The organism is Mycobacterium sp. 1423905.2 (genome assembly GCF_001673155.1).
Classification (GTDB): domain Bacteria; phylum Actinomycetota; class Actinomycetes; order Mycobacteriales; family Mycobacteriaceae; genus Mycobacterium.
Genome location: NZ_LZLE01000110.1, coordinates 1 through 21962, shown reverse-complemented (window position 1 = coordinate 21962; position 21962 = coordinate 1). Strand labels below are relative to the sequence as shown.

Below are 21962 nucleotides of genomic sequence, written 5' to 3'. Positions count from 1 at the left end.
CTGCTACCTGTTCAGCGGACAACGTCGGTGACAGCGGTGGCGTGAAACCGGGGAACAACACGAACGCCGATACCCAGATGAGCGCCGCGACCGGCAACGTCCAGAACAGGATCCGCTCACCGTCGGTGCGGTTGCGCTCGACCACGGGCGCCTGGGTATCGCTTGCACCGACGTCGGGCATCGTGACTCCTTCGGTGCGACGGCTGAAACACGCACGGCTAGTCAGCGAAGCTAGCCGATCGGCTAGCCTAGGGTCAAGACGTTCGTCTACGCTCATCCTGTGGCGTCACCGCAACGATCGGTTTCCGAGGGCGAATTGAGGGCCGTCCAGCACAGCGCTGCCCGCACCCGAGTCCTCGACGCGGCGTTGGATCTGTTCGCTCAACACGGGGTAAGCGGTACGTCGTTGCAGATGATCGCCGACGCCGTGGGGATCACGAAAGCCGCTGTTTACCACCAGTTCCGCACCAAGGACCACATCGTCATCGCTGTTACCGAACGAGAGCTTGCCAGGCTGTCTCCGGCGCTGGAGAAAGCCGAGACCCATGGTGAGCAGGCACAGGCGCGGGACGCATTGTTGGTGAGCGTGATCGAGATGGCGGTTCGCGACCGGCGCCTGGTGCGCACGCTGCAGTTCGACCCCGTCGTGGTCCGGTTGCTGGCCGAACACGAACCGTTCCAGCGATTCATGGCGCGCCTGTATCGGGTCCTGCTTGATGACAGCGACGAAGACAACCGGATCGCGGGAGCGATGTTCTCCGGTGCGGTCAGTAGCGCAGTCATGCACCCGCTGGTGGCCGACATCGACGACGAGACCTTGCGGACCCGGCTCACCGAATTGACGAGGCGTCTACTCGGCCTGGGCCACCCGGACTAAGTGTCCCCGCGCTCCCAGATCTGTTTGCCGTCATGGGCGTTGCAGATCAGAAATAAGCCGTCGGGGGCCTGCGCCACGTAATACTCCGGGAAATCAATGCAGTCGGAGTTTTCGATCTTGACCCCGGCCATGGGCGGCGAGCGGAACCATCGGGGCTCGTATCGCCGCGGCGAGCCACAGAACATCAGCCGTCCCGGTTGGGTGCCGAACGAAAGGTTGTAATCGGCCGTTGCGAAGACGTAGTACGTCGTGTTCTCGCACGGGGCACCCAGAACCTGATGCGCTGCAATTCCGGGCGTACAGTCCGGGTAGTCGCACACTGTCGGACTGGCACCTGACGGGGGCGCCGCAAACACCGTGATGCCGAGCAACGCGGCAATCACTGCCACGAAAAATCGCACTCTATTACTCTTGCACAATCGGAAGGAAAACTCATTCGTTCTGCGCCTGCTTGGCCTAAAGAATGGATGACGAGATTCGCGGTAGGGGGTGACTATGCCGTCGCAGGAGCAAACGCCGAACGCGTTCGACGTCGACGGCGTCGCGCTCACGACTTCCGAACCGTCGCTGGCACAAGCCGAACAAGACGTCGCCACCGCCCAAGCACGTGCCGAAGCCGCCCGCGCGCGTGCGACGGAGTTGCACCGCCGAGCTGCCGAACTGCTCACCGACCGGGACGAAGCAGCCGGTGATTCTCCGGAGGAGATCGAGGACGACGAGCTCACGCCCACGCCGACGAAACGGCGGCGCTTGAGAATTCGGCTGCCCCGGCCGCGTCGCCCGGGGCGAAAAACCGTGGCGCTGAGCCTTGCGACCCTGGTCGCCTGCGCCGCATTGGCCGCCAGCGGCTATGTCCTGCAATATCATCGCAACGCTGTGAAAGAGCGGCAGCGCACCGCGGAATTCGCTGCAGCGGCCCGCCAGAACGCGGTGACGCTCATGGCGATCGACGCCAAAAAGGCCCGCGACGATATCCAGCACATCATCGACATCAGCACCGGGCAGTTCAAGGCCGGAATGCTGCTCGGCGCGGAAGAGATCGTCAAGCAGGTTCAGCAGACCAAGATCAGCACCAAGGTCACCGTGGAGAATGTAGCGGTGCAGTCCACGACGAACAATTCGGCCGTCGTGCTGGTCGCGGCGAAGGCCGAAGCCAGCGGTTCCGACCGTAATCCGCCGCCGCATCAATGGCGAATCGTCATGACCCTGCAGCGGGAAGACGGTCAGCTAAAGATCTCGTCCATCGAGGCCCTGCCATGACCGTTGACAATGACGCGGACATCACCGCTAGCGGCGAAGACGATGTGCCGCAGACAGAGTCGGCCTGGCGCGCCCGCAGGCGGCGGCTAGGGGCCGCATGCGGGCGCGGGATGCGGCGATGCCGGACCCGGTGGCGCCCAATTCTGTTGTCCTTGTTGGTTGTCGCCGCGCTGGGGTGGGCCGGCGAGCTGTACTACTACGACTACCGTCCCGACCAACTAACCGACGATGCCGTCGCACGCCAGGTCATCAAAGCCGCTTCAGACGGCGCCGTCGCGTTGCTGTCCTACTCCCCCGACAGCCTGGGACCCGACGTCCAGAGCGCGAAGTTGCGCATCACCCCTGAATTCGAGGCGACATACCTGCGCTTCATCGAACAGATCGTCACGCCGGCGAGCCAGCGTGGACAGCTCACCACGACCGTCCACATCATTCGGGCTGCCGTAGCGGAGCTACACCCGAATTCGGCTGTTGTACTTCTGTTTATCGGTCAGAAGCTGGTCAGCAAGCTCAAACCCGAACCGGTCAACACCACCAGCAGCGTTCGGGTCGAACTGACGAAGGTGAACGGTGCCTGGCTGATTAACGCGTTCGACAGCACTCACGCTTAACTACTCCAGGAAACGTCTGGCTGAGCAGTTGCGGCGGTGTTAGTGTTTGGCTTTAGCGCGCCAAGGAGTAGCGATGTATGCAATGACGCATTCCGTTTCAAAGGCTAGGTCCGCCAGTCGATTCACCAACGCGGTGCTGGCCGCCTGTCTTACGACCGGCGCCTTGGCCGCCGCACCGCCGGCGCGGGCCTCTGCCGACATCTCGATCAACGGGCGCTACGACGCCATGTCGCTGGGCAATTGGGCGAAAACCAACGAATCGTTCCACGACGAGGCCACGGTGCGCAGCGTATGGACGATCACGTCGTCGTGCCGCGACGCGCAGGAATGCAGCGGCACGGTGAACAGCGACCAGGGTTGGAGCGCACCGATCGTCATGCATGACGGGCAGATGTGGAAGGTGGAGCACGACGTGCCCAACTGGGAAACCTGCCCCGACGGAACACCGAACACCGGGCACCAGACTTTCCTGTTTGTTCCGGTCGACAACGATGGGAATTTCCGGGTCGGCTCGCCCACCCTCGCCGGTCGGGACAAGACCGTCGGCCCCAGTGGCGCCTGCCGGGTCAACAAGTGGCTGACGATCGACATGCCGTTCCGGCTCGACAAAATCGGCTGACCCTAGGCGCGCAGCATGTCCTGCCAGGTTTTGGGTGGCTTGACCAGGTCCAGCTGCCGGTAGGTCTGGCCATCGGGCGCCAGGTAACGGCCGGTGCTGGGATCGTAGTGCGCGATCGCCACCGAAGGGCCGCTGCCGGCACCGCCGGAAAGGTTGCCGCCGAATGCGCTTGGTGCCGCGTGCGGGCCGCCGGTCGACGGAGCCGGCTCGCCCGACGGAAGGTCCAGCGGCGCAATCGGTTGCACCCCGGGAGGAGTCGGCTCCATCACGTTGAGGTTGGACAACTGCGGCGGTGGCGCCTGACCACCCGCTTGCGGCGGCATCGGTGTGCCCTCGACGGGCCCGAAGATTCTGTCACGGAAGAAGTTCACCCGGTCATCCGGAGGGATGCCCTGCGCAATCAGATTGGGGTCCAGCGGGTAGGTGCCCATCACATGCTGACGAATCGCCAGTGGTTCGAATGGCTTGTCGCTGTCGCAGATTTCGACAGTCGGTGCGCGCTTGCCGGGATGGCCCATGCATGGGTAGTTGCGCGCGCCGCGAACGCCGATCGGGGAGTCCTGCGGCAGTTTGCAGTACAGGCCCTCCGGGGTATCGACGGTGCGCGTGTCCGCCGGTGACCGCCATTGGTTAGGTGGTAGGAAGCCGACCGTGCAACCGGGCGGATCATTGGCAAGGGCGGCGAAGTCGCCCACCGCATAACCGGTCCGGTTGTTCTTGAAGGGAGCGAACGACTGGATAGCGGCGGTGAACGGCGGCAACAATACCAGCACCTGCTCGATGGACGCGTGGTAGGTGACGCCGATCTGCCCGATCGTGGTGAGGTTCGCCAACAGCACCGGCAGCGTCGGTTTGATCTGGTCGAGCAGGCGTGAGGCCTCGTTGAATGCCCCCGGTCCCTGGTGCAGCAGGGTTCGGAACTCCGAATCGTTCTGGCGCAGTTGCCCGGTCACTCCGGCCAGGCTGCGTGCCCACAGCCGGACCGCGTCCGCGGTCTGCGCTTGTGAGTCGAGCACCGGCCCGGTGTGCTCGGTCAGGGTTTGCGCACGGTCGGAGACGCCGTTGAGATCGCCGGACAGTTGCGACGCCGAATCGAATAGCGATTGAAAGTCGTAACCCGCACCATTGAATGCCTGGAACGATTCGTCGAGCAGTGTGGTGAGCTTGCCCGTCGGGATGCTGTTGATCAGTCTGCTCGTCTGATCGAGCACGGGACCGATCGGTTGCGGAATCGTGGTGTCGCTCATGGCGATCACCGAGCCGTCGCGCAGGTAGGGTGGCGCGTCGGTGCGGGGGCGCAGATCCACATATTGCTCGCCCACCGCCGAGATGCTGCGTATCTCGGCTTTCAGGTCGGACGGAATCTTCGGTGAGTTGTCCAGGCGCATGGTGGCTTTCGCCCCGTTCGGGGTCAGGACGATCCCGGTGACCTTGCCGACCTGTACGCCCCGGTAGGTCACATTGCTGAACCGGTACAGGCCACCCGACGACGGCAGCTCCAGCGTGACAGTCATCTTCCCGATGCCCAGCAGCGTCGGCGCCTGCACGTAATTGAGCACCATCACGGCCAGACCGGCCAGCCCCACGACGGTGAAGATGGCGAGTTGGATACGGACGAAGCGGGTCAGCATCTATTGCCCCCCATCCGCGGGCTCAGTGATCACCGGAGTCGCACCCGGGACGGGAGCCCCGGCATCGACTCCGGGCGCCAGGCCAGGTTGCGGTCCTGGCGCCGGTCCCGGCGCGTAGGCCGGCGGCGGACCCGGCAGCGGACGGCCGCCGTTCGGCACTGGCGGCAAAGCCTCTCCGACGGGCGGCGGCACCCCCGGTCCACCCTCAGGATATTGATATTGCAGCCACTGCGGATCACCCGGGGCGGGAATCAGATCCGCGCCCAGCCGTCCCCAATGCGTGCCCAGCAACAAGCCCTTCCGGAGCCGGGCGTTCGTCAAGTCGATCTTGAAGAACCCGTTGAAGAAGTCGCCACGGACCGCTCGGTCGATGACGTTCTGGGTGAAGGGGAACGTCGGCGCGTAGGCCAGCACCGTATCGAGGTCGGGGCCGACGTCGGCCAGCGCTTTGATCGTCGGCTCCAGATTCTTAAGGTTCCGCACCAGATCGTCGCCGGCGTCGTTGACCAACCTGGTCGCGGTATCGCTGAAAGTGCCGAGTTTGTCGAGCGCGGTGATGATGCGCGGGCGCTCGGTGATCAGCACTTCCAATGCCGGCGGAATTTTGTTCAGCGCTTGCGAGATGACCTCGCGTTGGCCAGCCAGCGTTCCGGCGAATCTGTTCAACGCCTGGATCGAGGCGACCAGATTGCCGCGCTGCTGATCGAACGTGCCGACGAACTTGTCCAAGCGCTCCAGCAACTCGCGGACGTCACCGGCGCGACCGGACAGGGCGGCGTTGAAATTGTGGATGACGTCACCGATCTGGGTGAAGCCACCCGAGTTAACGATGACCGATAGCGACGAAAGTGTCTGCTCCGTCGAGGGATACGTCGAGGACCTCTTCAGCGGAATGGTGGCTCCCGGTGGGAGCCGTCCCCCGGCTTGCTCGCCAGGCGGCACGTTGAGTTCCAGGTGCATGGACCCCAGCAGACTGGTCTGTCCAACGCTGGCGACCACGTTAGCCGGAATCACGACACCGGAATTCACCGAGAAGTCGAGCAGGGCATGCCAGTCACGCACCGTCATCTTGCTGATACTGCCGACGACGACATCGTCGATCATAACCGGCGAATTCGATTCCAGCGTACCGACGTTCGATATCTCGACATGGTAGGTACGCGCGTCGGGACCCCGTCCCACCGCACCTGGCAGCGGCAGGGAGTTCAAACCGTTGAATGCACAACCGCTGGAGCCCAGCATCACAGCCACACACAACGCGGCCACACGCCGCGTCAGGGTCCACGCTCTCATGGTTGCCCCCCTTCTGCCGGGAGCAGACCCGGTATGGGCGCTGGTGCGGGTGCCGGAGATTCGCCGGGCCTGGTCGGCGCCGGCGGTTCGGGCATCGCCGCACCCGGGATTCGTGCCGGCGGTGGCGGCGGAGGCGGCGCCGGCGGCACATCGCCGGGCAGGCCGGTGTACGCCGACACCGCGGGCGGCATCTCGGGCGGCCCGGGTTTCGGGCCCTCCCCTCCAGGCGCCAGACGCGGTTCGCTGTACATGATGTTCTGCGGGTCCGCCGACGGCGCCAGGAAGGGATTCAGCGGGATCGGCAGGTAGTTGAAGTTGAACAACAGCAGCGGGTTGAACACCCGCAACGCCGGACCGGCATACAACGCGCAGAGTTTGCCTGTTTCAACCGCAGTGACGTTTTCCACGGCGCCCATCGCCGAGCAGTACAAATGGATTGAGTTGGCGGTGTTCGACACGGAGAACCCACCCCGGATGACGCCCATGTCCGGTTCGTAGTCGTTGTAGCCGTTAGCGAGCGCGTTCGGGGTGACGTGCAAAATGTTCTGCAGCGCCATCTTGTTGTCCACCAGAATTTGGGTGAGGTCGGCCAGGCGAGTGATCTGTTCTGAAGTCTGATCACGAGTTCCTTCGATGAACCGCTGCACCTCGCCGACCGCCTGCGACAAATTGGTCAGCGCCGCATCGAGATCCGACTTGTTCTCATCCAGGACGCTGGTAAGAGTGGCGAGTCGATCGTTGAACACCACCAGTTGCTCGCTGCTGTTACGCAAGACCGACACGAAGGTCTGCAGGTTCTTGATGATGTCGACGATGTTGCCGCTGCCGCTGGCTAAGGTTCGCGCCAGGCCGGAAAGCTGAGCCAGCGTCTGGCGCAGCTTTGCGCCGTTGCCTTCGCCCAACGCGTTGGCCGCGCTGTCGATGAAATGGCCAACCGACGTGGAGACCTCACCGCCGGCTCCGGAATCCGGTTTGGGACCCAAATCGGTTGCCAGGCGCATCAATTGATTCTTGACCTCGTCCCACTCCATGGGAACCGCGGTACGGCTCAGCGGTATGACCGCACCGTCTGCCATGGTGGGCCCACTGGTCCGGTAGGCGGGGGCGAGTTGGACGTAGCGGGCGGCGACCAGGTTCTGGGCGACGATGACCGCTTTCGCGTTCGCCGAGATCGGCACACCGTGATCGATGTGCATGACCAACTTGGTCTGCGTTCCCTCCGGACGGATGGCGCTAATCGTCCCGACTTTGATGCCCGCGACCCGGACGTCGTCTCCGGGATAGATCGCGGTTGCCGTGGTGAAGTATGCGCTGATCGTCTTCGGCCCGAAGAAGGTCAGGCGAATGGCCGTGATCGCGCCGATGATCAGAACGCCGGCCAGTACCAAGGTCAAACCGGATCTGAGCTTGTTGCGAGGAATCTTGTTGAGCGCCGTCATCGCGAGCCGCCCGGAATGCCGTTGTACGGGAACGGGATCAAGGCCCGCGGCCCGGCGTTGTCCGGCGGCGCGCCGGGTGCGCCATTGGCCCGGAACCCGAAGTAGTAGTCCCAGAACGGCTGGAACAGTTCTGCCACCAGGAAGTTCGGAACGAAAGCGGAGTAGTAGAAGCCTTCGGAAACCGTCTCACCCAAAGTGATCTGAAATTTCGCGAGTCCGGGCAGGGCCTGACTGATGTTGTCCCGGTTCTTCTCCAGCATCGCGGTCACCGAGTTCAGCTTGGCCAATGTCGGTGCGAGTTTGCTCTCGTTGTCGTGGACCACGCCCTCCAGCTGCTTGGCCACCGCTGAGGTATTGGCGAGCAGCTGCACGATTTCCTGCCGCCGCTGCACCAATACGCTCAGCAGGTCGTTGGCGTTGAGGATGAGAGTGTTCACCTGATCGCTGCGCTGGGCCAGGATCTTGGTGACGTCAGCCGCACCCTTGAGCAGGTCGCTTAGTGACTTGTTGCGGTTGTTGAGGGCTTGTGACAATCGGGTCACTCCCTCGAAGGTCGGACCCAGTTGGGGCGCAATCTGATCGAGTGTGGCGGCCAGTGTGTCCAACGACTGATTGAGCGACTGGGTGTTCGTGCCGGCGACATCGCCGGCGAGGTCGCTGACCGCATCGCTCAGCGAGTAGGGCGACGACGTCCGTTTGAGCGGGATGATGTCCAGTGGATGCATCTTGCCGCCGCCGGCGGATTCGACGGCGAGTACCCGCTGACCCAGCAGTGAACCGGTCCGGATGTGCGCGGTGGAGTTCGACCCCAACTCGACCGCGCCCTTGACGGTGAAGGTCACCAAAGCGTCGCCCTTGTCCAGCGCGATTTTGGAGACCGAGCCGACCTTGACCCCGGAGATCAGCACGTCGTTGCCCGACATCAAACCGCCCGCTTCGGCGAACCGCGCCTGGTAGCGGACCATGGTGGCCCGCTCTATGAGTTGGTCCGGCGAGAGTCCGACGGTGATGACCAGAGCCATCAGCATGACGCCGATGAATCCCGCCTTGATGAGTTTGGCCCCGCGGTACTTATTCATTGACGTCCTTGGGCTCCGCGCACCGGCCGGCCTGTTGTTTGAAGATGGGCACCACCACCGTGCGGTATTGCAGGTCGGAGACCCGCAAGCTCAGCTCGCACAGGTAGTAAGGGATCCAGCTACCGTACGAGCCCAGCCGTACGAGCTTCTTGTAGTTGTGCGGCAATCTGTGCAACGACGTGTCCAGCTTGTCCTGATCGCTTTCGAGAATCGGTGCGAGCCTGTTGAGCTCGTCGACCGTACCGGCCAGCGGTCTGCGTGCTCGGTTGAGCAGATCGGCAATCGAAGCCGTCCCGCTGTCCAGCGCGTCGATCGCGGTGCCGATCGTGCGGCGCTCGTCGGAGAACGCGGTGACCACTTTCTGCAGTCGATCTATCGCACCAGAGAACTTGTCGCCGTCCTTGTCCAGCGTCCCCAGAACGGTGTTCAGATTGTCGATCAGCTGTTGCACGGTGTCGTTGTTGTCGGCCAACGTATTCGAGAACGACGACGTTTTCGACATCAGCGACTGCAGGGTTCCGCCCTCGCCCTGGAAGACCTGCAACAGCGCCGCAGTCAGCTCGTTGACATCCTTCGGATTCAATCCTTGGATAACGGGTTTCAGTCCGCCCAGCAGCAGATCGAGGTCCAGCGCCGGGGCGGTCCGATCGACCGGGATCTGCCCCTGCGCCGGCAAGATCTTGGTGGATCCGGGACCATTGAGCAGCTCTAAGTAACGGTCCCCCACCAAGTTCAAATAGCGGACCGCGGCCCGGGTGCCGGTGGTGAGCACGACGGTGTTGTCGACGTCGAACTTGACCAGCACCTTCTTGTCCGAGCGCAGCGAGACGCTATTGACGGTGCCCACCCTGATACCCGCGACCCGGACCGTCTGTCCCTCTTTGAGACGCGACGCGTCGGCGAAAACCGCCGAATACCCTGTCGTGGAACCGGTTCGGTATTGGCCGAACACGAAGAACAACGACACCGTGAGCAGCACCATGACCAACGCGAAAGCGCCGAACTTGATGATCATTCCCCGCGAGCCGCTCATCCCGGTTGCCCAATCTGCATGGTGTTTCGCGGCGGCCCGTCGATCGGCCCGTAGAGCAACTGCTTGAGGGCGTCGGAGTTGATCAACACGTGCGGGTTCCCGTACGCCCAGGGGTTCGCCCCGGTGTCAGTCACGAGGTACTTCGGAGCGACGTTGAACGGCACTTCCGGCAAGTCTTCACAGTGCGGACCACCGGTGGCGGCCACCTTGGGCAGGTTCGTCGGGTAGCGGTAGCGCTCGGCACCCAGTTCCAGACCGACCAAAACGGTCACGCCCGGATCGGGTAGGGGTTGACCCTTGGTATTCACCAGGGCCCCGGCCAAGCCACACCACAGCGCTTGGTGGTATTCGCTGAGCAGATCGGTGGTCGGCGCCAGCAGATGCAAGACGTTGGCCAGCGCTTGCCGGTTTCCGCCGACCACCTCGTTGCCCGTGTCCGCCAAACCGATGGCGCTGATCAGGAATTCGTCCAAACTGTGTTGTTGGTCGACCAGCGTCTTGCTGATGCTGATGGCGTTGTTGGCGGTATCGAGCAGATGCGGCGCCGCATCGGCGTAGGCGTTGCTGACCGCGGGCAGCGTCTCGAGATCGTGGCTCAAGGCGGGCAGACTGGCGTTCTGCCGGCCCAAGAACGCGTTCAGATCGGACAGACCCTTGCCGATCTTGTTACCCCGGTCGTTGACCGCCGTGGCGATCGCGCCCAGCGTCTCGTTCAGCTTGGCGGGGTCAATCGATGACAACACTGAAGTCAATTGCTGGAATACGGTGTTGATCTCCACGGTGACGTCTTTGTTCTGCAGCACCGTATTCGGCTTAAGGGGCTGCGGCGAGGGATTGGGGGGCGGTACCAGTTCGACGAATTTCGCCCCGAACACCGTGGTCGAAGCGATGTCCACATGCACATTGGACGGGATCAAGTGCATCTGCCCGGGTTCCATCGCGAGGTTCAGCACTGCCTTGCCGTCCGGCCGGGACTGAATCGATTCGACCTTGCCGACGACGACACCGCGCATCTTCACTTTGGCTTCGGGATTCATCACCAACCCGGCCCGCGGCGAAACGACGGTGACCGGCACGCTACTGGTGAAGTCGCCACGGAACAGACCCAGCGCAACGGCGATGATGGCTCCGATCACCAGGATCGTGCCAAAACCCGCCAGGGGCCGTAACTGCGAGCGCTTCACTGTCCCTTTCCCATCCAGCTAGCCCGAGAGGTTGAAGTTGCCGTTGGAGCCGTAGATCGACAGTGACACAAGCAAAGTCACCGACACCACGACGATCAAAGAGGTCCGCACCGCATTCCCGGTCGCGACGCCGACACCCGCCGGTCCCCCGGACGCGAAGTAACCGTAATAGGTGTGGATCAGCAAGATGGTGAGTGCCATCAAAATGGCCTGCAAGAACGACCACAACAGATCGATCGGATTGAGAAATGTTGTGAAGTAATGCTTGTACAAGCCGCTCGACTGGCCGAAGAGAACCACGGTGGTGAACTGACTGGCCAAAAACGACAAGACGACCGCGATGCTGTACAGCGGGGTGATCGCCAGCATGCCGGCGGCGATCCGGGTGCTGACCAGATATGAAACCGGACGGATCGCCATCGATTCCAACGCGTCGATTTCCTCGTTGATGCGCATGGCGCCCAGTTGCGCGGTGACACCCGCGCCGAAGGTCGCCGCCAAACCGATGCCGGCCACGATCGGCGCTGCGATCCGCACATTGATGAAGGCCGCCAGGAATCCGGTCAGTGCCTCGATACCGATGTTTCCCAGCGAGCTGTAACCCTGCACCGCCAGCGTCCCACCGGTGGCCAGCGTCAGAAACCCGACAATAACCAGGGTCCCCCCGATCATCGCCAATGTCCCTGCACCCATGCTGATTTCGGCGATGAGGCGGACGACCTCTCGCCCGTAGTGGGTGACCGCGAACGGGATGCCGCCGAGCGCCTTGCCGTAGAACAGCGTGTGATCGCCGATTCGGCCCATGAGGGCGACCGGCTTGTCGAATTGGCGCCATAGTCGCGGATAGACGGCTCTCAGCGTCACAGCGTTTTCGACACCTCCAATGAGCTACTCGTGCTTACTTCGTCGACATTCGGATGCCGATAGCGGTGACCACCACATTGACGACGAACAACGACATGAACGCATAGACAACCGTCTCGTTGACGGCGTTTCCGACGGCCTTGGCGCCACCGCCTGACACGGTCAGCCCCCGATAACATGCGACCAAGCCGGCGATCAGCCCGAAAAGCGCTGCCTTGGTGCAGGAAATGATGACTTCGGGCACCCCGGTCAACAAGGTGATGCCCGCCGCGAATGCGCCGGGATTGACGTCCTGGACGAACACCGAAAAGATGTAGCCGCCCAAAATGCCGATGATGACCACCAGGCTGTTGAGCAGCAGGGCCACCAGCCCGGAGGCCAACATGCGCGGCGTCACGAGGCGCTGAACCGGGTTAATACCCAACACTTCCATCGCGTCGATCTCTTCGCGGATCGTCCGGGAACCCAGGTCGGCACACATCGCGGTCGCACCGGCTCCCGCCACAATCAACACGGTGACCAGCGGACCGACTTGAGTGACGGCACCGAACGCCGCACCGGCACCGGACAAGTCGGCGGCACCGAGCTCTCGCAACAAGATGTTGAGGGTGAAGCTCACCAAGACGGTGAACGGAATGGCCACCAGCAGCGTGGGCAGCATGGCCACGCGCGCAACGAACCATGACTGCTCTAGGAACTCGCGTCCCTGAAAAGGGCGGCGGAACAAGAACTTGATGGCATCTGCCGACATGGCGAACAGGCCCCCGACTGCCTCCATGGGTTTGGAACCCCGCCCGAAGCTGATGCCTGGGGTCCAGCGGTCCGCTCCCTTACTCGCCATGGACGCGAGTTCCTTCCGCGCGCATGGCCGACGCGCCGTCACCAACTCCGCTGCAACCGGCGAGGCACTTCCTCCTCACGCCAGACCTCCGTTCTGTTGCGTGAGTTGGCGCTTCCCGACCATGTTGGCCGCCCGGGCCGCCAAGTCATGAAGCGTTTGGCGATTATGACTCAGATCACGTCCGTGCGGAATGGAAAATGCATAACCGTTATCCCGACGGTGCAATAGCTGGCAGGCACCGGGCGTGGGGTGAATCTTCGACAACTCCGACATCTGCGGTCCTAGGTGACTGCGCCGGCCGTCTTGAGCTCGATAATGCGGTCCCAGTCGAGCCCGAGGCCCATCAGAATGTCGTCGGTCTGTTCGGCGAATCCCGGCGCCGGCCGGGTCTGCGGTGCAGTGACATCGAATTGCACTGGGTTGGCGACCAATTCCAATTCGCCGGCTTGCACGATGTATTCATTGGCCCGGATCTGGGCATCCTCGGCCGCTTGCAAGGTGTCTTGCACCGGCGCCCACGGACCGGACAGCGTGGCAAACCGCTCGCTCCACTCGGCGAGCGTGCGGGTCGCGATGACTTTGCTCAAGATCTCCACCGCCTCAGCGGTGTTGGCAGCGATGCTCTCCGCGGTGGCGAACCGCGGATCGTCGGCCAGCTCGGGCAGATCGACGTGCCGACACACATCGGCCCAGAACTTGGTCGGCTGCATCATGACCAAGGAGATGTACCGTTCGTCGGCCGTCGCATACACCCCGACCAGGGGATTTATCGGAGATCCGTGGATACCGGGCGGCGGTGCCTGCATCAGCTGACCGAGATGTGTGGTCAGCGCGACGGTGTGGCCCAGCGCCCACAGTCCGCTGCCCAGCAGTGACACGTCGACGACCGACGGTTCACCGGTGCGCTCCCGCTTGAGCAGCGCCGCCGCGATTCCGCCGGCCAAGTTGGTGCCGGAGATGGTGTCGCCGTACGCGGGTCCGGGCGGGTTGATCATCCCGGCGTAACCCATCGGCGTGATGGTGGCCGCGGTCCCGGCCCGGCACCAAAACGCGGTCATGTCGTAGCCGCCTTTGGTGGCTTCCTGTCCACGCGGACCCAGCGCGCTGCCACGGGCATAAACGATGGCAGGGTTCACCGCGCGGATGTCCTCGACGTCGATGCCGAACTTCTGCCGGGCGTCGGGCAGGAAGCTGGTCAAGAAGACGTCGGACCGGCGGGCCAATTCGTACAGGACTTCCTTGCCTTCGGGGACCGACATGTCCAACCCGATGCTGCGCTTGCCGCGGTTGGCGTGCTCGATGTTGGGGTTGGGATCGCCCTCGACACGCAGCATGCCGGTCTGCCGCAGTCCGCGCTGCGGGTCGCCGGTCACCGCGTGCTCGACCTTGATGACCTCGGCGCCCCACTCCACCAGCACCGCACCGGCCGACGGGACGAAGCCGTACATGGCGACTTCCAGAACGCGAATGCCCTCCAACGGTTTCATGCCGACGCCCCCTGCACCGGAACGGCATAGATTGTGCGTTCCAGCGTGTCCTGCGCTGACATGGTCAAGGCCCCCTGGTCTCGCAGTGGTGTGGTCCCGGTCACGATAATTTCATTCTCATCCCCGGCGAATCCTACATTCGACCGCTGAGAATTCAAGGAAACTTCGAGACCCGATCTAGCCGCTGACCAGCTAAGCAATCGCTCAGCGACAGAGACGGTAAGTCTCAAATCCCTGGCTGCGTGCGGTTTCTGACCGTGCTTGCACGCCGTTCCGGCCCGAGAGTAATATTCTCCTAATTTGTAAGGGAGATTCTTTGTGACTGAGACGGCGCCATCTTCAACGGAGGTCGTGTAGTGAAGACGGCCGTCGTCACCGGGGGCGGTTCGGGCATCGGATTGGCAATTGTGCGCCGCCTGCGGGCCGATGGTCTCAACGTGGCCATCGTGGACCTCAATCCCTGCGACGACGACTTCGGTTTCACCGCCGACGTGACCGACCGTTTACAGGTGGACACCGCTTTGTCGGCTATCCGCGACCGACTTGGTCCGGTGACGGTGTTGGTCAACGCTGCGGGCCTCGACGGCTTCAAACGCTTCACCAATATCTCGTTCGAGGAGTGGCAGCGGATCATCGACGTCAACCTCAACGGTGTCTTTCACACGATTCAGGCGGCGCTACCCGACATGCTCGAAGCCGGCTGGGGACGGATCGTCAACATCTCGTCCTCCAGCACTCACTCCGGTACCTCATATATGTCGCACTATGTGGCGGCCAAGTCCGCGGTCAATGGACTGACCAAATCGCTGGCGTTGGAGTACGGGCCCAGCGGCATCACCGTCAACGCCGTGCCACCGGGCTTCATCGACACCCCGATGCTGCGCAACGCTGCGGCTCAGGGATTCCTTGGCGACATCGAACAGAACATCGCGCGAACCCCGGTGCGCCGCATGGGCAGACCGGAGGACATTGCTGCGGCGTGCGCCTTCCTCATCTCCGAGGAGGCCGGCTACATCACCGGGCAGATCCTGGGCGTCAACGGCGGCCGGAACACCTAAGTCAGGAGGCACTGTGAAGGTCTGGGTTGATCCCGAACGCTGCCAGGGCCACACCCTGTGCTCGATGATCGCTCCAGATTCGTTCGAGCTCAGTGATATTGACGGCAGCGCCTCGGCGATCAGCGAGGTAGTGCCGGATGACCAGTTGGACCAGGTGCGCGAGGCCGCCCAATCCTGCCCGGAGCAGGCCATCATCGTGACCGAATGAACCCGAGGGAGACAGCGCTTTGAGTGTGGACGACGTCGTCGACAAAAGTGACAGCGAGCGCAAGAAGAACCGCTACCACTTCGACCGACATTCCCCGGAGTACCGCGCCCAGTTCAAGAAGGTCACCGAGGAGATGCACGCCACGTGTCCGATGGCGTGGAGTGACACCTACGGCGGCCACTGGGTGGCCGCCGGCAGCCACGAAGTCTTCGAACTCGCCCGCTGCCCCGTCGTCTCCAACGACCACGATATTCATGGCGAACGGCGTGGCTACAAGGGCATTTCGATTCCGACGGCCAGCCGGGTCAGTGTCGTCCGGGGCGGCATCCTGGAAATGGACGATCCCGAGCACCGGACGTACCGCACCGTTCTCAACCCGTACTTGTCTCCGGCTGCGGTCAAACGCTGGGAACCGTTCATCGACGACGTAACTCGGGCCTGCCTCGACGAGAAGATCGAGAGCGGCAAGATCGACTTCGTTGACGACCTGGCCAACATCGTGCCCGCGGTGCTGACACTGGCGATGCTGGGCATCCCACTGAAGAAGTGGAACATGTACAGCGAGCCCGTGCACGCCGCGGTGTACACCCCCGAACACTCCCCCGACATCGAGCGGGTCACCGAGATGCACCGGCAAATGGGGCTCGACATGGTCAACAACATGATCGAGATCCGCAACAATCCGCGGCCGGGGATCGTCAACGCGCTCCTGCAGATGCGGATCGACGGAGAGCCGGCCCCCGAGCTGGAAATATTGGGCAACCTCGGGTTGGTCATCGGCGGCGGCTTCGATACCACGACGGCGCTGACCGCACATGCGCTGGAATGGCTTTCGGACAACCCCGAGGAGCGCAGACGGTTGCACGAGCACCGGGATACGCTGCTCGATCCGGCGACCGAAGAGTTCTTGCGCTATTTCACCCCGGCGCCAGGGGACGGCCGAACGTTCTCCGACGACGTTGAATTGGACGGCACACAGTTCAAAGAGGGTGAGCGGCTCTGGATTTCGTGGGCCATGGCCAACCGGGACCCGTCGGTGTTCCACGATCCGGACCAGATCATCCTCGATCGAAAGGGCAACCGGCATTTCAGTTTTGGGATCGGCGTGCACCGATGCATCGGCTCCAACGTGGCACGCACTGTGTTCAAGTCGATGCTGACGGCGGTGCTCGATCGAATGCCCGACTACTCGTGCGTGCCCGGCGGTGCCGTGCATTACGAAACCATCGGCGTCATCCAGGGGATGCGGAAGCTGCCGGCCACCTTCACGCCCGGGCAGCGCGTCGGAGCCGGCCTGGACGAGACTCTCGAGAAACTGCAACGCATCTGCGACGAACAGGAATTGGCCCGGCCAGTCACCGAACGGCGAGAAGCCGCGGTCATCGACTGACGCCCCTTTCCTCGCCGAGCAGACGCAAAGTCGCATGAAATCGCGAGTAAACGTGCGAGTTTGCGTCTGCTCGCGGGTGGTGGGTTAGCCGCGCGGCAGCCCGAGGACCCGTTGGGCGATGATGTTGCGCTGGATCTCCGAGGTACCACCGGCGATGGTGCCCGAGAAACTGCGCGCGTACCGCTCGAACCAGCTGGCGAAGTAGTGGTCGAGGTTCATCGGCGCATAGGGGCCGGTCAGCGCCGGCTGGGTCAACCCATCGGGACCTGCCGCCGCCAAAGCGTGCTCACTGGCACGCAACTCGGCCTCCGAGCCGAGCAGCTTGAGCACCGAGATGGCGGCCACGTCGTCTTCACCGCGAGCCGCGCGCGCCAGCGCCACCGAACCCAGCAGCCGCAAGGCTTGTTTGTCCATGATTGTGGTGGCGTAGTCATCGCGTTCCAGCGGCGACCTGGGGCGGAAATCGTCGATCATGTTGTCCAGCCGGTCGGCGAATCCCAGCCACATCATGGTGCGCTCATGCCCAAGCGATCCGTTGGCCACTCGCCAGCCCTGATTCAGTTCTCCGACCAGGTTCTCCCTCGGCACCTTGACATCGGTGAAGAACACCTCGTTGAAGTCCAGGTCGTCGGCGGAGCAGATGGACGGGAATGGCCGGCGCACAACGCCTTCGGTAGCCGTGGGGATCAGCAGCACGCTGATGCCCTTATGTTTGGGCGCATCGGGATCGGTGCGCACAAACGTCAGCAAGACGTCGGCGTCATGGGCCCCGGAGGTCCACACCTTCTGCCCGTTGACCACGAAGTGATCACCGTCGAGCACGGCGCGGGTGCGCAGCGACGCCAGATCCGATCCGGCACTGGGCTCGCTCATCCCCAGCGACGCGGTGATCTCGGCCCGTAGGATGGGCACCGCCCAGCGTTGCTTCTGCTCGTCGCTGCCGAACGACAACAGCGACGCCGCAACGATATTCACGCCTTGCGGATTGAAGCTGTGATAGATGCGGCGGCGGCACAGTTCCTCGAGATGAACGAACTGCTGGACCACCGTCGCGTTGCGTCCACCGAATTCCGGTGGCTGCCCGGGCAACAACCAACCATTGTCGAACAGCAGCCGCTGCCAGCGGCGTGCCCACTGCGGCATGTGCGAGACAGAGCGCGGCCGCTCGAGGGTTTCGCTTGCCGGAGGCAGATTCTCGTCGAGAAACGCCGAGAATTCCGCCCGGAACGCCTCGACGTCGGAATCAAAAGTCAGCTGCACGGTACTCCTCAGCGATCAGGGCTCGATGCTCCGCCGCGCCGCCGAGCATGAGTTCACCCGCCTTGGCCCGTTTGAGCGCGAACTGCAGATCGTTCTCCCAAGTGAATCCCATGGCGCCGTGCAATTGCAGGCCGTGCCGAAAGACCAGCGATTGGCATTCTCCCGCAGCGGCTTTGGCCATCGCCGCGGCCAGTCGGCGGCGCGGGTCGTCGGCGGCGATCGTCAACGCCGCAAAGTATGCCAAGGCGCGGGCCCGTTGCACCGCGACATGCATGTCGGCGGCTTTGTGCTGCACGGCCTGGAAGGAACCGATGGGCACGCCGAATTGATGACGACTACGGACATGTTCGAGTACCAGATCGAGGATGCGCTGGCAGGCGCCCACCATCGTCAGCGCCATGCCGGTCAGCGCCATGTGACGCGCGCGCTCGGCGTCGACGCACAGCCTCGCACTGTCGGGTACCCGCACCTCACGTAACGAGAGGTCGGCGACGTGCAGCACCGGATCGAACACCGATTCCCGGCGCGCCGACACCAGACCGGCCTCGACGAGGAAGACGCCCGCCTCGGTCACCACGGCCAATTGATCGACCCGATCACCGTCCAGGACATGGCGCGCGGTGCCATCGAGGACCCAGCCGTCGGCGTCCCGGTGCGCCGACACACCTCCGTATACCGCGGTGCCCGATTGGTGCGGGTCGAACCGATCAAGTGCCAGTGGGGCGAATTGACTCATGGTCGCCAAGAACGGGGTCGGGTCGGTGGCATGTCCCAGCTCTTCCAGAACGATAGCCAACTCCACCGCGTCGGTCTGGTCGTTGAGCTCGGTCCAACCCTGGTCGACGTAGGACTTCCACAACGGCGTCGGGTCGGTGCCGTCTTCGGCGACGCTGCGCACCAGCGACGGCGGGCACTGCTTGGTGACGACGTCGCGTACGGTCTGCTGCCACAGGCGCTGATCAGCATCGAACTCCAACAGCATGCGCAACGCCTCCTGTCCTCACCGACTATGCGAGAATAACATTCTCTGATCTGCAAGTAGTAATCTCAAAATGTGGCTATGAAGTGCAAGCCCCGGGCGGAGGTCGGCAAATGTCGGATGCCGTGACGACCTTGCTCGAGATCGAGGCGATCAAGCAATTGAAGGCCCGGTACTGCCGTTACCTCGACACCAAACGCTGGGACGAGTGGCGGCAATTGTTCACCGACGACTTCGTCAGCGATACCTCGGAATCGGGGGGAAAGGTGATCCAGGGCGCCGACGAGTTCGTGTCCTTCGTCCGCACCGCGCTGGGTAAGCCGTCCCAGCCCACGGCCCATCAGGTCCATGCCCCCGAGATAACCCTGACCTCGGACACCACCGCAACCGGGGTATGGGCGTTGCACGACGTCGTCCGCTTGGGTCCGGGCCTCAACCTCAACGGCCGGGGCCACTACCACGAGACCTATCAGAAGGTCGACGACCGTTGGCTGATCAAAACTTCGACGCTGACCAGGTTGCGGGAGGACGTATTCAATTCACTTTTCTCCGTGTGGATCTCGCCTCGGCTGCGCAACGCCGGATCCGCCCTCGCACGCAGGCTGTGCCGATGAGAGTCACCTTGGTCACCGGCGCCTTCGGGCAGGTCGGTAAGAGGTGCGCGGAGATTCTGCTGAGTCGTGGTCACACGGTGGTGGCCATGGATCTGGACAACGAGGTATCGGCGGCCGGGGCCGCGGCCCTGGCCAGGACCGCGCACCCGGGCACGCTGATCGCCGAATACACCGATCTGTTGGATCAGAACGCGGTGGCAGCCGTCGTGGCGCGCCACCGGCCCACCGCGATCGTGCATCTGGCCGCCGTCGTGTCTCCGCCCTCCTACCGCAACCCGCGCTTTGCGCGCCGGGTCAACGTGGACGGCACCGGGCACCTGGTGGCGGCGGCGCAAGCCCTGAGTGATCCGCCGTTGTTCGTGTTCGCTTCCAGCGCAGCGGTTTACGGATCGCGCAATCCGTATCGGTATCCGGAACGCATCACCGGTGATACACCGGTCAATCCGATCGATCAGTACGGTGAGGACAAGTTGCTGGCCGAGGAACTGATCACTGGCAGCGGCTTGCCATTTGCGATACTGCGCCTGGCCGCAATTGTTTCTCCGGACGGCGCAGCCAATTTCGACGGCGATTACCTCACGCTGGTCCGCGCCACTCCGGTGGACAACCGCATGCACGCAACCGATGCGCGCGATGTCGCGCTGGCCTTCGCCAACGCGGTGGACCGCCGCGACGCCGTAACCGGCAAGGTACTCATCATCGCCGGCAACGACACCAACGTAAAGGTGATGAGCGACCTGCAAGACGACATGATGGCCGCCGTCGGCCTCGGCCGACTCGGTCCCAAGGCCGGCCTGCCGGGCGATCCCGACGACGACCGCGGCTGGAGCTTCACGGGCTGGTTCGACACCACGGAATCCGAGGCGCTACTGGAATACCAGCAACACAATTGGGCCGATACCGTCGAATGGATCAGTGAGTCGATGGGCCGGCGGCGCATCGTGCTGCGCGCCATCGGACCGGTAGCCCGTCCCGTGATGCGCGCACTGCTGGCACTGCAACGCCGGCAGGAACACCGCGGCACCTATGCCGACCCGTGGGGTTTCCTCAGCGCCCAGTACGGTGCCGACATGCTTGCCGAGCAGGCCCGGGCATGAAGAAACTGGTCGTCGGCGCCAGCGGCTTCCTGGGCTCCCATGTCACCCGGCAACTTGTGGCAGCCGGCGAAGACGTGCGGGTTCTGATCCGGAGCACCAGTGCCACGCAAGGATTCGATGATTTGCCGGTAGAGCGCTGCTACGGCGACCTCTTCGACGATGCGTCGCTGCGCGCCGCAATGACGGGCTGCGACGTCGTGTACTACTGCGTGGTCGACGCCCGGATGTGGCTGCGCGACCCGACGCCGTTGTTCCGCACCAATGTCGACGGCCTGCGCCACGTGCTCGACGCGGCGCTCGACGCCGACCTTCGTAAGTTCGTATTCACCAGCAGCACCGGCACTTTGGCGATCAACGATCGTCGTCCGGTCACCGAAGAAGACCCACACAACTGGAACGACGGCGGTCCGTACATCGAGTCCCGGGTGGCCGCCGAGGAGCTCGTGTTGCAGTACGCGCGTGATCGTGGATTGCCGGCGGTCGCAATGTGCATCTCAACCACTTATGGGCCGCGCGACTGGGCCCCCACCCCGCACGGCGGACTCATCGCACAGGTCGTCAGGGGCCGGTTCCCTTTCTACCTCGGCTTTTCCTCCGAGGTCGTCGGTATCGAAGATGCCGCCCGCGCAATGCTTCTCGCGGCGGACGCGGGCCGAGACGGCCACCGCTACATCATCTCCGACCGGTATATGAGCGGCAGAGAACTGCACGAGATCGCCGCCCGAGCCGTCGGACGGCGCCCACCGCGCATCCCGGTGCCAATGCCTGTGCTGTACACCGTGTCACGTGCCAACGACCTGGCGGCCCGGTTGCTCGACCGCGATCTGCCAATGGCGTATGTCGGCGCGCGGATGGCCGATCTGATGTCGCCGTTGGACCACAGTAAGGCCGAGCGGGAGTTGGGTTGGCAGCCAGAGCCGGTTGAGGAGTCGATCGTCAAAGCGGCGAAATGGTTCGCCGCGCAGTCAGCCCGTTAGACCCGTGGCCGGCTGGTCCCAATGGTCGAGGTTCACCACATCGGCCAGGGGGCGGCGCCGCACTTGCCCATGCTTGCCCTTCGGCCAGCCGACCACGATGTGACCGGCCAACATCCACTCGCTCGGTACGCCAACCGCATCCCGCAACAGTTTCTCCCCGC

General features: G+C 63.5%; 22 protein-coding genes and 2 pseudogenes. 10 read left to right on the top strand and 14 right to left on the bottom strand.

Translation table 11 applies throughout. The features are described 5' to 3' along the window. A pseudogene (locus A9W95_RS06105) lies at nt 1-181 on the bottom strand (hypothetical protein); the annotation flags it as partial. A gap of 99 nt (nt 182-280) precedes the next feature. On the opposite strand from A9W95_RS06105, the gene A9W95_RS06100 reads away from it, so the two are divergent. Then, nucleotides 281-877: a TetR/AcrR family transcriptional regulator gene (locus A9W95_RS06100; RefSeq protein WP_067409723.1), complete on the top strand. Its 597-nt coding sequence runs from the start codon at nt 281-283 to the stop codon at nt 875-877. Here the strand turns inward: A9W95_RS06100 and A9W95_RS06095 are convergent. Then, nucleotides 874-1266, bottom strand: a complete 393-nt coding sequence (locus tag A9W95_RS06095; protein WP_067409729.1) for a hypothetical protein — start codon at nt 1264-1266, stop codon at nt 874-876. The genes A9W95_RS06100 and A9W95_RS06095 overlap by 4 nt on opposite strands. Before the next feature lie 106 nt (nt 1267-1372). On the opposite strand from A9W95_RS06095, the gene A9W95_RS06090 reads away from it, so the two are divergent. The 3 genes from A9W95_RS06090 to A9W95_RS06080 all read left to right on the top strand — a co-directional run bounded on the left by A9W95_RS06090 (nt 1373) and on the right by A9W95_RS06080 (nt 3367). After that, nucleotides 1373-2137 (top strand): hypothetical protein, encoded by a 765-nt coding sequence (locus tag A9W95_RS06090; RefSeq protein WP_082982929.1) that lies wholly within the window; start codon nt 1373-1375, stop codon nt 2135-2137. After that, nucleotides 2134-2748, top strand: a complete 615-nt coding sequence (locus A9W95_RS06085) for a hypothetical protein (protein ID WP_067409720.1) — start codon at nt 2134-2136, stop codon at nt 2746-2748. Before A9W95_RS06090 ends, A9W95_RS06085 begins: the two co-directional genes overlap by 4 nt. 82 nt (nt 2749-2830) lie before the next feature. Further along, nucleotides 2831-3367, top strand: a complete 537-nt coding sequence (locus A9W95_RS06080; protein ID WP_253851572.1) for a hypothetical protein — start codon at nt 2831-2833, stop codon at nt 3365-3367. Nucleotides 3368-3369: 2 nt separating this feature from the next. Here A9W95_RS06080 and A9W95_RS06075 read toward each other — a convergent pair whose 3' ends face one another. The 9 genes from A9W95_RS06075 to A9W95_RS06035 all read right to left on the bottom strand — a co-directional run bounded on the left by A9W95_RS06075 (nt 3370) and on the right by A9W95_RS06035 (nt 14218). Beyond that, entirely contained in the window at nt 3370-4998 is a 1629-nt protein-coding gene (locus tag A9W95_RS06075) for an MCE family protein (RefSeq protein ID WP_067409718.1), read from the bottom strand. Next, nucleotides 4999-6291: an MCE family protein gene (locus tag A9W95_RS06070; RefSeq protein ID WP_067409716.1), complete on the bottom strand. Its 1293-nt coding sequence runs from the start codon at nt 6289-6291 to the stop codon at nt 4999-5001. Continuing rightward, on the bottom strand, nt 6288-7730 hold the full coding sequence (locus A9W95_RS06065; protein WP_067409714.1) for an MCE family protein: 1443 nt from the start codon (nt 7728-7730) through the stop codon (nt 6288-6290). Before A9W95_RS06065 ends, A9W95_RS06070 begins: the two co-directional genes overlap by 4 nt. After that, nucleotides 7727-8809 (bottom strand): MCE family protein, encoded by a 1083-nt coding sequence (locus A9W95_RS06060; protein WP_067409713.1) that lies wholly within the window; start codon nt 8807-8809, stop codon nt 7727-7729. Before A9W95_RS06060 ends, A9W95_RS06065 begins: the two co-directional genes overlap by 4 nt. Continuing rightward, nucleotides 8802-9842 carry an MCE family protein gene (locus A9W95_RS06055; RefSeq protein WP_067409711.1) on the bottom strand — a complete coding sequence of 347 codons (1041 nt, stop codon included), beginning with the start codon at nt 9840-9842 and terminating at the stop codon, nt 8802-8804. Before A9W95_RS06055 ends, A9W95_RS06060 begins: the two co-directional genes overlap by 8 nt. Next, complete coding sequence (locus tag A9W95_RS06050; RefSeq protein WP_172826571.1) at nt 9839-11026, bottom strand: MCE family protein; 1188 nt, start codon at nt 11024-11026, stop codon at nt 9839-9841. Before A9W95_RS06050 ends, A9W95_RS06055 begins: the two co-directional genes overlap by 4 nt. Before the next feature lie 18 nt (nt 11027-11044). After that, a complete protein-coding gene (locus A9W95_RS06045) occupies nt 11045-11890 on the bottom strand; it encodes an ABC transporter permease (protein ID WP_067409709.1) in 846 nt (281 codons plus the stop codon). Between the two features lie 34 nt (nt 11891-11924). Then, nucleotides 11925-12731: an ABC transporter permease gene (locus A9W95_RS06040; RefSeq protein WP_067409707.1), complete on the bottom strand. Its 807-nt coding sequence runs from the start codon at nt 12729-12731 to the stop codon at nt 11925-11927. Between the two features lie 281 nt (nt 12732-13012). Beyond that, nucleotides 13013-14218 carry a CaiB/BaiF CoA-transferase family protein gene (locus A9W95_RS06035; RefSeq protein ID WP_067409705.1) on the bottom strand — a complete coding sequence of 402 codons (1206 nt, stop codon included), beginning with the start codon at nt 14216-14218 and terminating at the stop codon, nt 13013-13015. 356 nt (nt 14219-14574) lie between these two features. Between A9W95_RS06035 and A9W95_RS06030 the strand changes: the two genes are divergently transcribed. From A9W95_RS06030 to A9W95_RS06020, 3 genes are read left to right on the top strand one after another with little or no spacing between them, the layout of a single operon-like run. Then, nucleotides 14575-15276, top strand: a complete 702-nt coding sequence (locus A9W95_RS06030; RefSeq protein ID WP_067409703.1) for an SDR family NAD(P)-dependent oxidoreductase — start codon at nt 14575-14577, stop codon at nt 15274-15276. A 13-nt stretch (nt 15277-15289) separates the two neighbouring features. Beyond that, the gene (locus tag A9W95_RS06025; protein WP_067409700.1) at nt 15290-15484 is read left to right on the top strand and encodes a ferredoxin; all 195 of its coding nucleotides are present in this window, start codon (nt 15290-15292) and stop codon (nt 15482-15484) included. A gap of 19 nt (nt 15485-15503) precedes the next feature. After that, nucleotides 15504-16874 carry a cytochrome P450 gene (locus A9W95_RS06020; RefSeq protein WP_067409698.1) on the top strand — a complete coding sequence of 457 codons (1371 nt, stop codon included), beginning with the start codon at nt 15504-15506 and terminating at the stop codon, nt 16872-16874. Nucleotides 16875-16958: 84 nt separating this feature from the next. Here the strand turns inward: A9W95_RS06020 and A9W95_RS06015 are convergent, their stop codons facing one another. Then, on the bottom strand, nt 16959-18134 hold the full coding sequence (locus A9W95_RS06015; RefSeq protein WP_067409697.1) for an acyl-CoA dehydrogenase family protein: 1176 nt from the start codon (nt 18132-18134) through the stop codon (nt 16959-16961). After that, nucleotides 18118-19116, bottom strand: a complete 999-nt coding sequence (locus A9W95_RS06010; RefSeq protein ID WP_067409695.1) for an acyl-CoA dehydrogenase family protein — start codon at nt 19114-19116, stop codon at nt 18118-18120. Before A9W95_RS06010 ends, A9W95_RS06015 begins: the two co-directional genes overlap by 17 nt. Nucleotides 19117-19226: 110 nt before the next feature. On the opposite strand from A9W95_RS06010, the gene A9W95_RS06005 reads away from it, so the two are divergent. The 3 genes from A9W95_RS06005 to A9W95_RS05995 are packed head-to-tail and all read left to right on the top strand — an operon-like array spanning nt 19227 to nt 21801. Then, complete coding sequence (locus tag A9W95_RS06005; protein ID WP_067409693.1) at nt 19227-19727, top strand: nuclear transport factor 2 family protein; 501 nt, start codon at nt 19227-19229, stop codon at nt 19725-19727. Further along, the gene (locus A9W95_RS06000) at nt 19724-20824 is read left to right on the top strand and encodes an NAD(P)-dependent oxidoreductase (protein WP_067409691.1); all 1101 of its coding nucleotides are present in this window, start codon (nt 19724-19726) and stop codon (nt 20822-20824) included. Before A9W95_RS06005 ends, A9W95_RS06000 begins: the two co-directional genes overlap by 4 nt. Beyond that, the gene (locus A9W95_RS05995; RefSeq protein WP_067409690.1) at nt 20821-21801 is read left to right on the top strand and encodes an NAD-dependent epimerase/dehydratase family protein; all 981 of its coding nucleotides are present in this window, start codon (nt 20821-20823) and stop codon (nt 21799-21801) included. Before A9W95_RS06000 ends, A9W95_RS05995 begins: the two co-directional genes overlap by 4 nt. Here the strand turns inward: A9W95_RS05995 and A9W95_RS05990 are convergent. After that, nucleotides 21790-21962 (bottom strand): annotated as a pseudogene (locus A9W95_RS05990) (nitroreductase); the annotation flags it as partial. The gene A9W95_RS05995 and the pseudogene A9W95_RS05990 sit on opposite strands and share 12 nt — an antisense overlap.

What these genes read in the sequence shown, in the direction of transcription:
- A9W95_RS06090 (WP_082982929.1), top strand. Translation starts at nt 1,373, where the DNA reads ATGCCGTCGCAGGAGCAAACGCCGAACGCGTTCGACGTCGACGGCGTC.
- A9W95_RS06085 (WP_067409720.1), top strand. Translation starts at nt 2,134, where the DNA reads ATGACCGTTGACAATGACGCGGACATCACCGCTAGCGGCGAAGACGAT.
- A9W95_RS06080 (WP_253851572.1), top strand. Translation starts at nt 2,831, where the DNA reads ATGACGCATTCCGTTTCAAAGGCTAGGTCCGCCAGTCGATTCACCAAC.
- A9W95_RS06075 (WP_067409718.1), bottom strand. Translation starts at nt 4,998, where the DNA reads ATGCTGACCCGCTTCGTCCGTATCCAACTCGCCATCTTCACCGTCGTG.
- A9W95_RS06070 (WP_067409716.1), bottom strand. Translation starts at nt 6,291, where the DNA reads ATGAGAGCGTGGACCCTGACGCGGCGTGTGGCCGCGTTGTGTGTGGCT.
- A9W95_RS06065 (WP_067409714.1), bottom strand. Translation starts at nt 7,730, where the DNA reads ATGACGGCGCTCAACAAGATTCCTCGCAACAAGCTCAGATCCGGTTTG.
- A9W95_RS06060 (WP_067409713.1), bottom strand. Translation starts at nt 8,809, where the DNA reads ATGAATAAGTACCGCGGGGCCAAACTCATCAAGGCGGGATTCATCGGC.
- A9W95_RS06055 (WP_067409711.1), bottom strand. Translation starts at nt 9,842, where the DNA reads ATGAGCGGCTCGCGGGGAATGATCATCAAGTTCGGCGCTTTCGCGTTG.
- A9W95_RS06040 (WP_067409707.1), bottom strand. Translation starts at nt 12,731, where the DNA reads ATGGCGAGTAAGGGAGCGGACCGCTGGACCCCAGGCATCAGCTTCGGG.
- A9W95_RS06035 (WP_067409705.1), bottom strand. Translation starts at nt 14,218, where the DNA reads ATGAAACCGTTGGAGGGCATTCGCGTTCTGGAAGTCGCCATGTACGGC.
- A9W95_RS06010 (WP_067409695.1), bottom strand. Translation starts at nt 19,116, where the DNA reads ATGCTGTTGGAGTTCGATGCTGATCAGCGCCTGTGGCAGCAGACCGTA.
- A9W95_RS06005 (WP_067409693.1), top strand. Translation starts at nt 19,227, where the DNA reads ATGTCGGATGCCGTGACGACCTTGCTCGAGATCGAGGCGATCAAGCAA.
- A9W95_RS06000 (WP_067409691.1), top strand. Translation starts at nt 19,724, where the DNA reads ATGAGAGTCACCTTGGTCACCGGCGCCTTCGGGCAGGTCGGTAAGAGG.
- A9W95_RS05995 (WP_067409690.1), top strand. Translation starts at nt 20,821, where the DNA reads ATGAAGAAACTGGTCGTCGGCGCCAGCGGCTTCCTGGGCTCCCATGTC.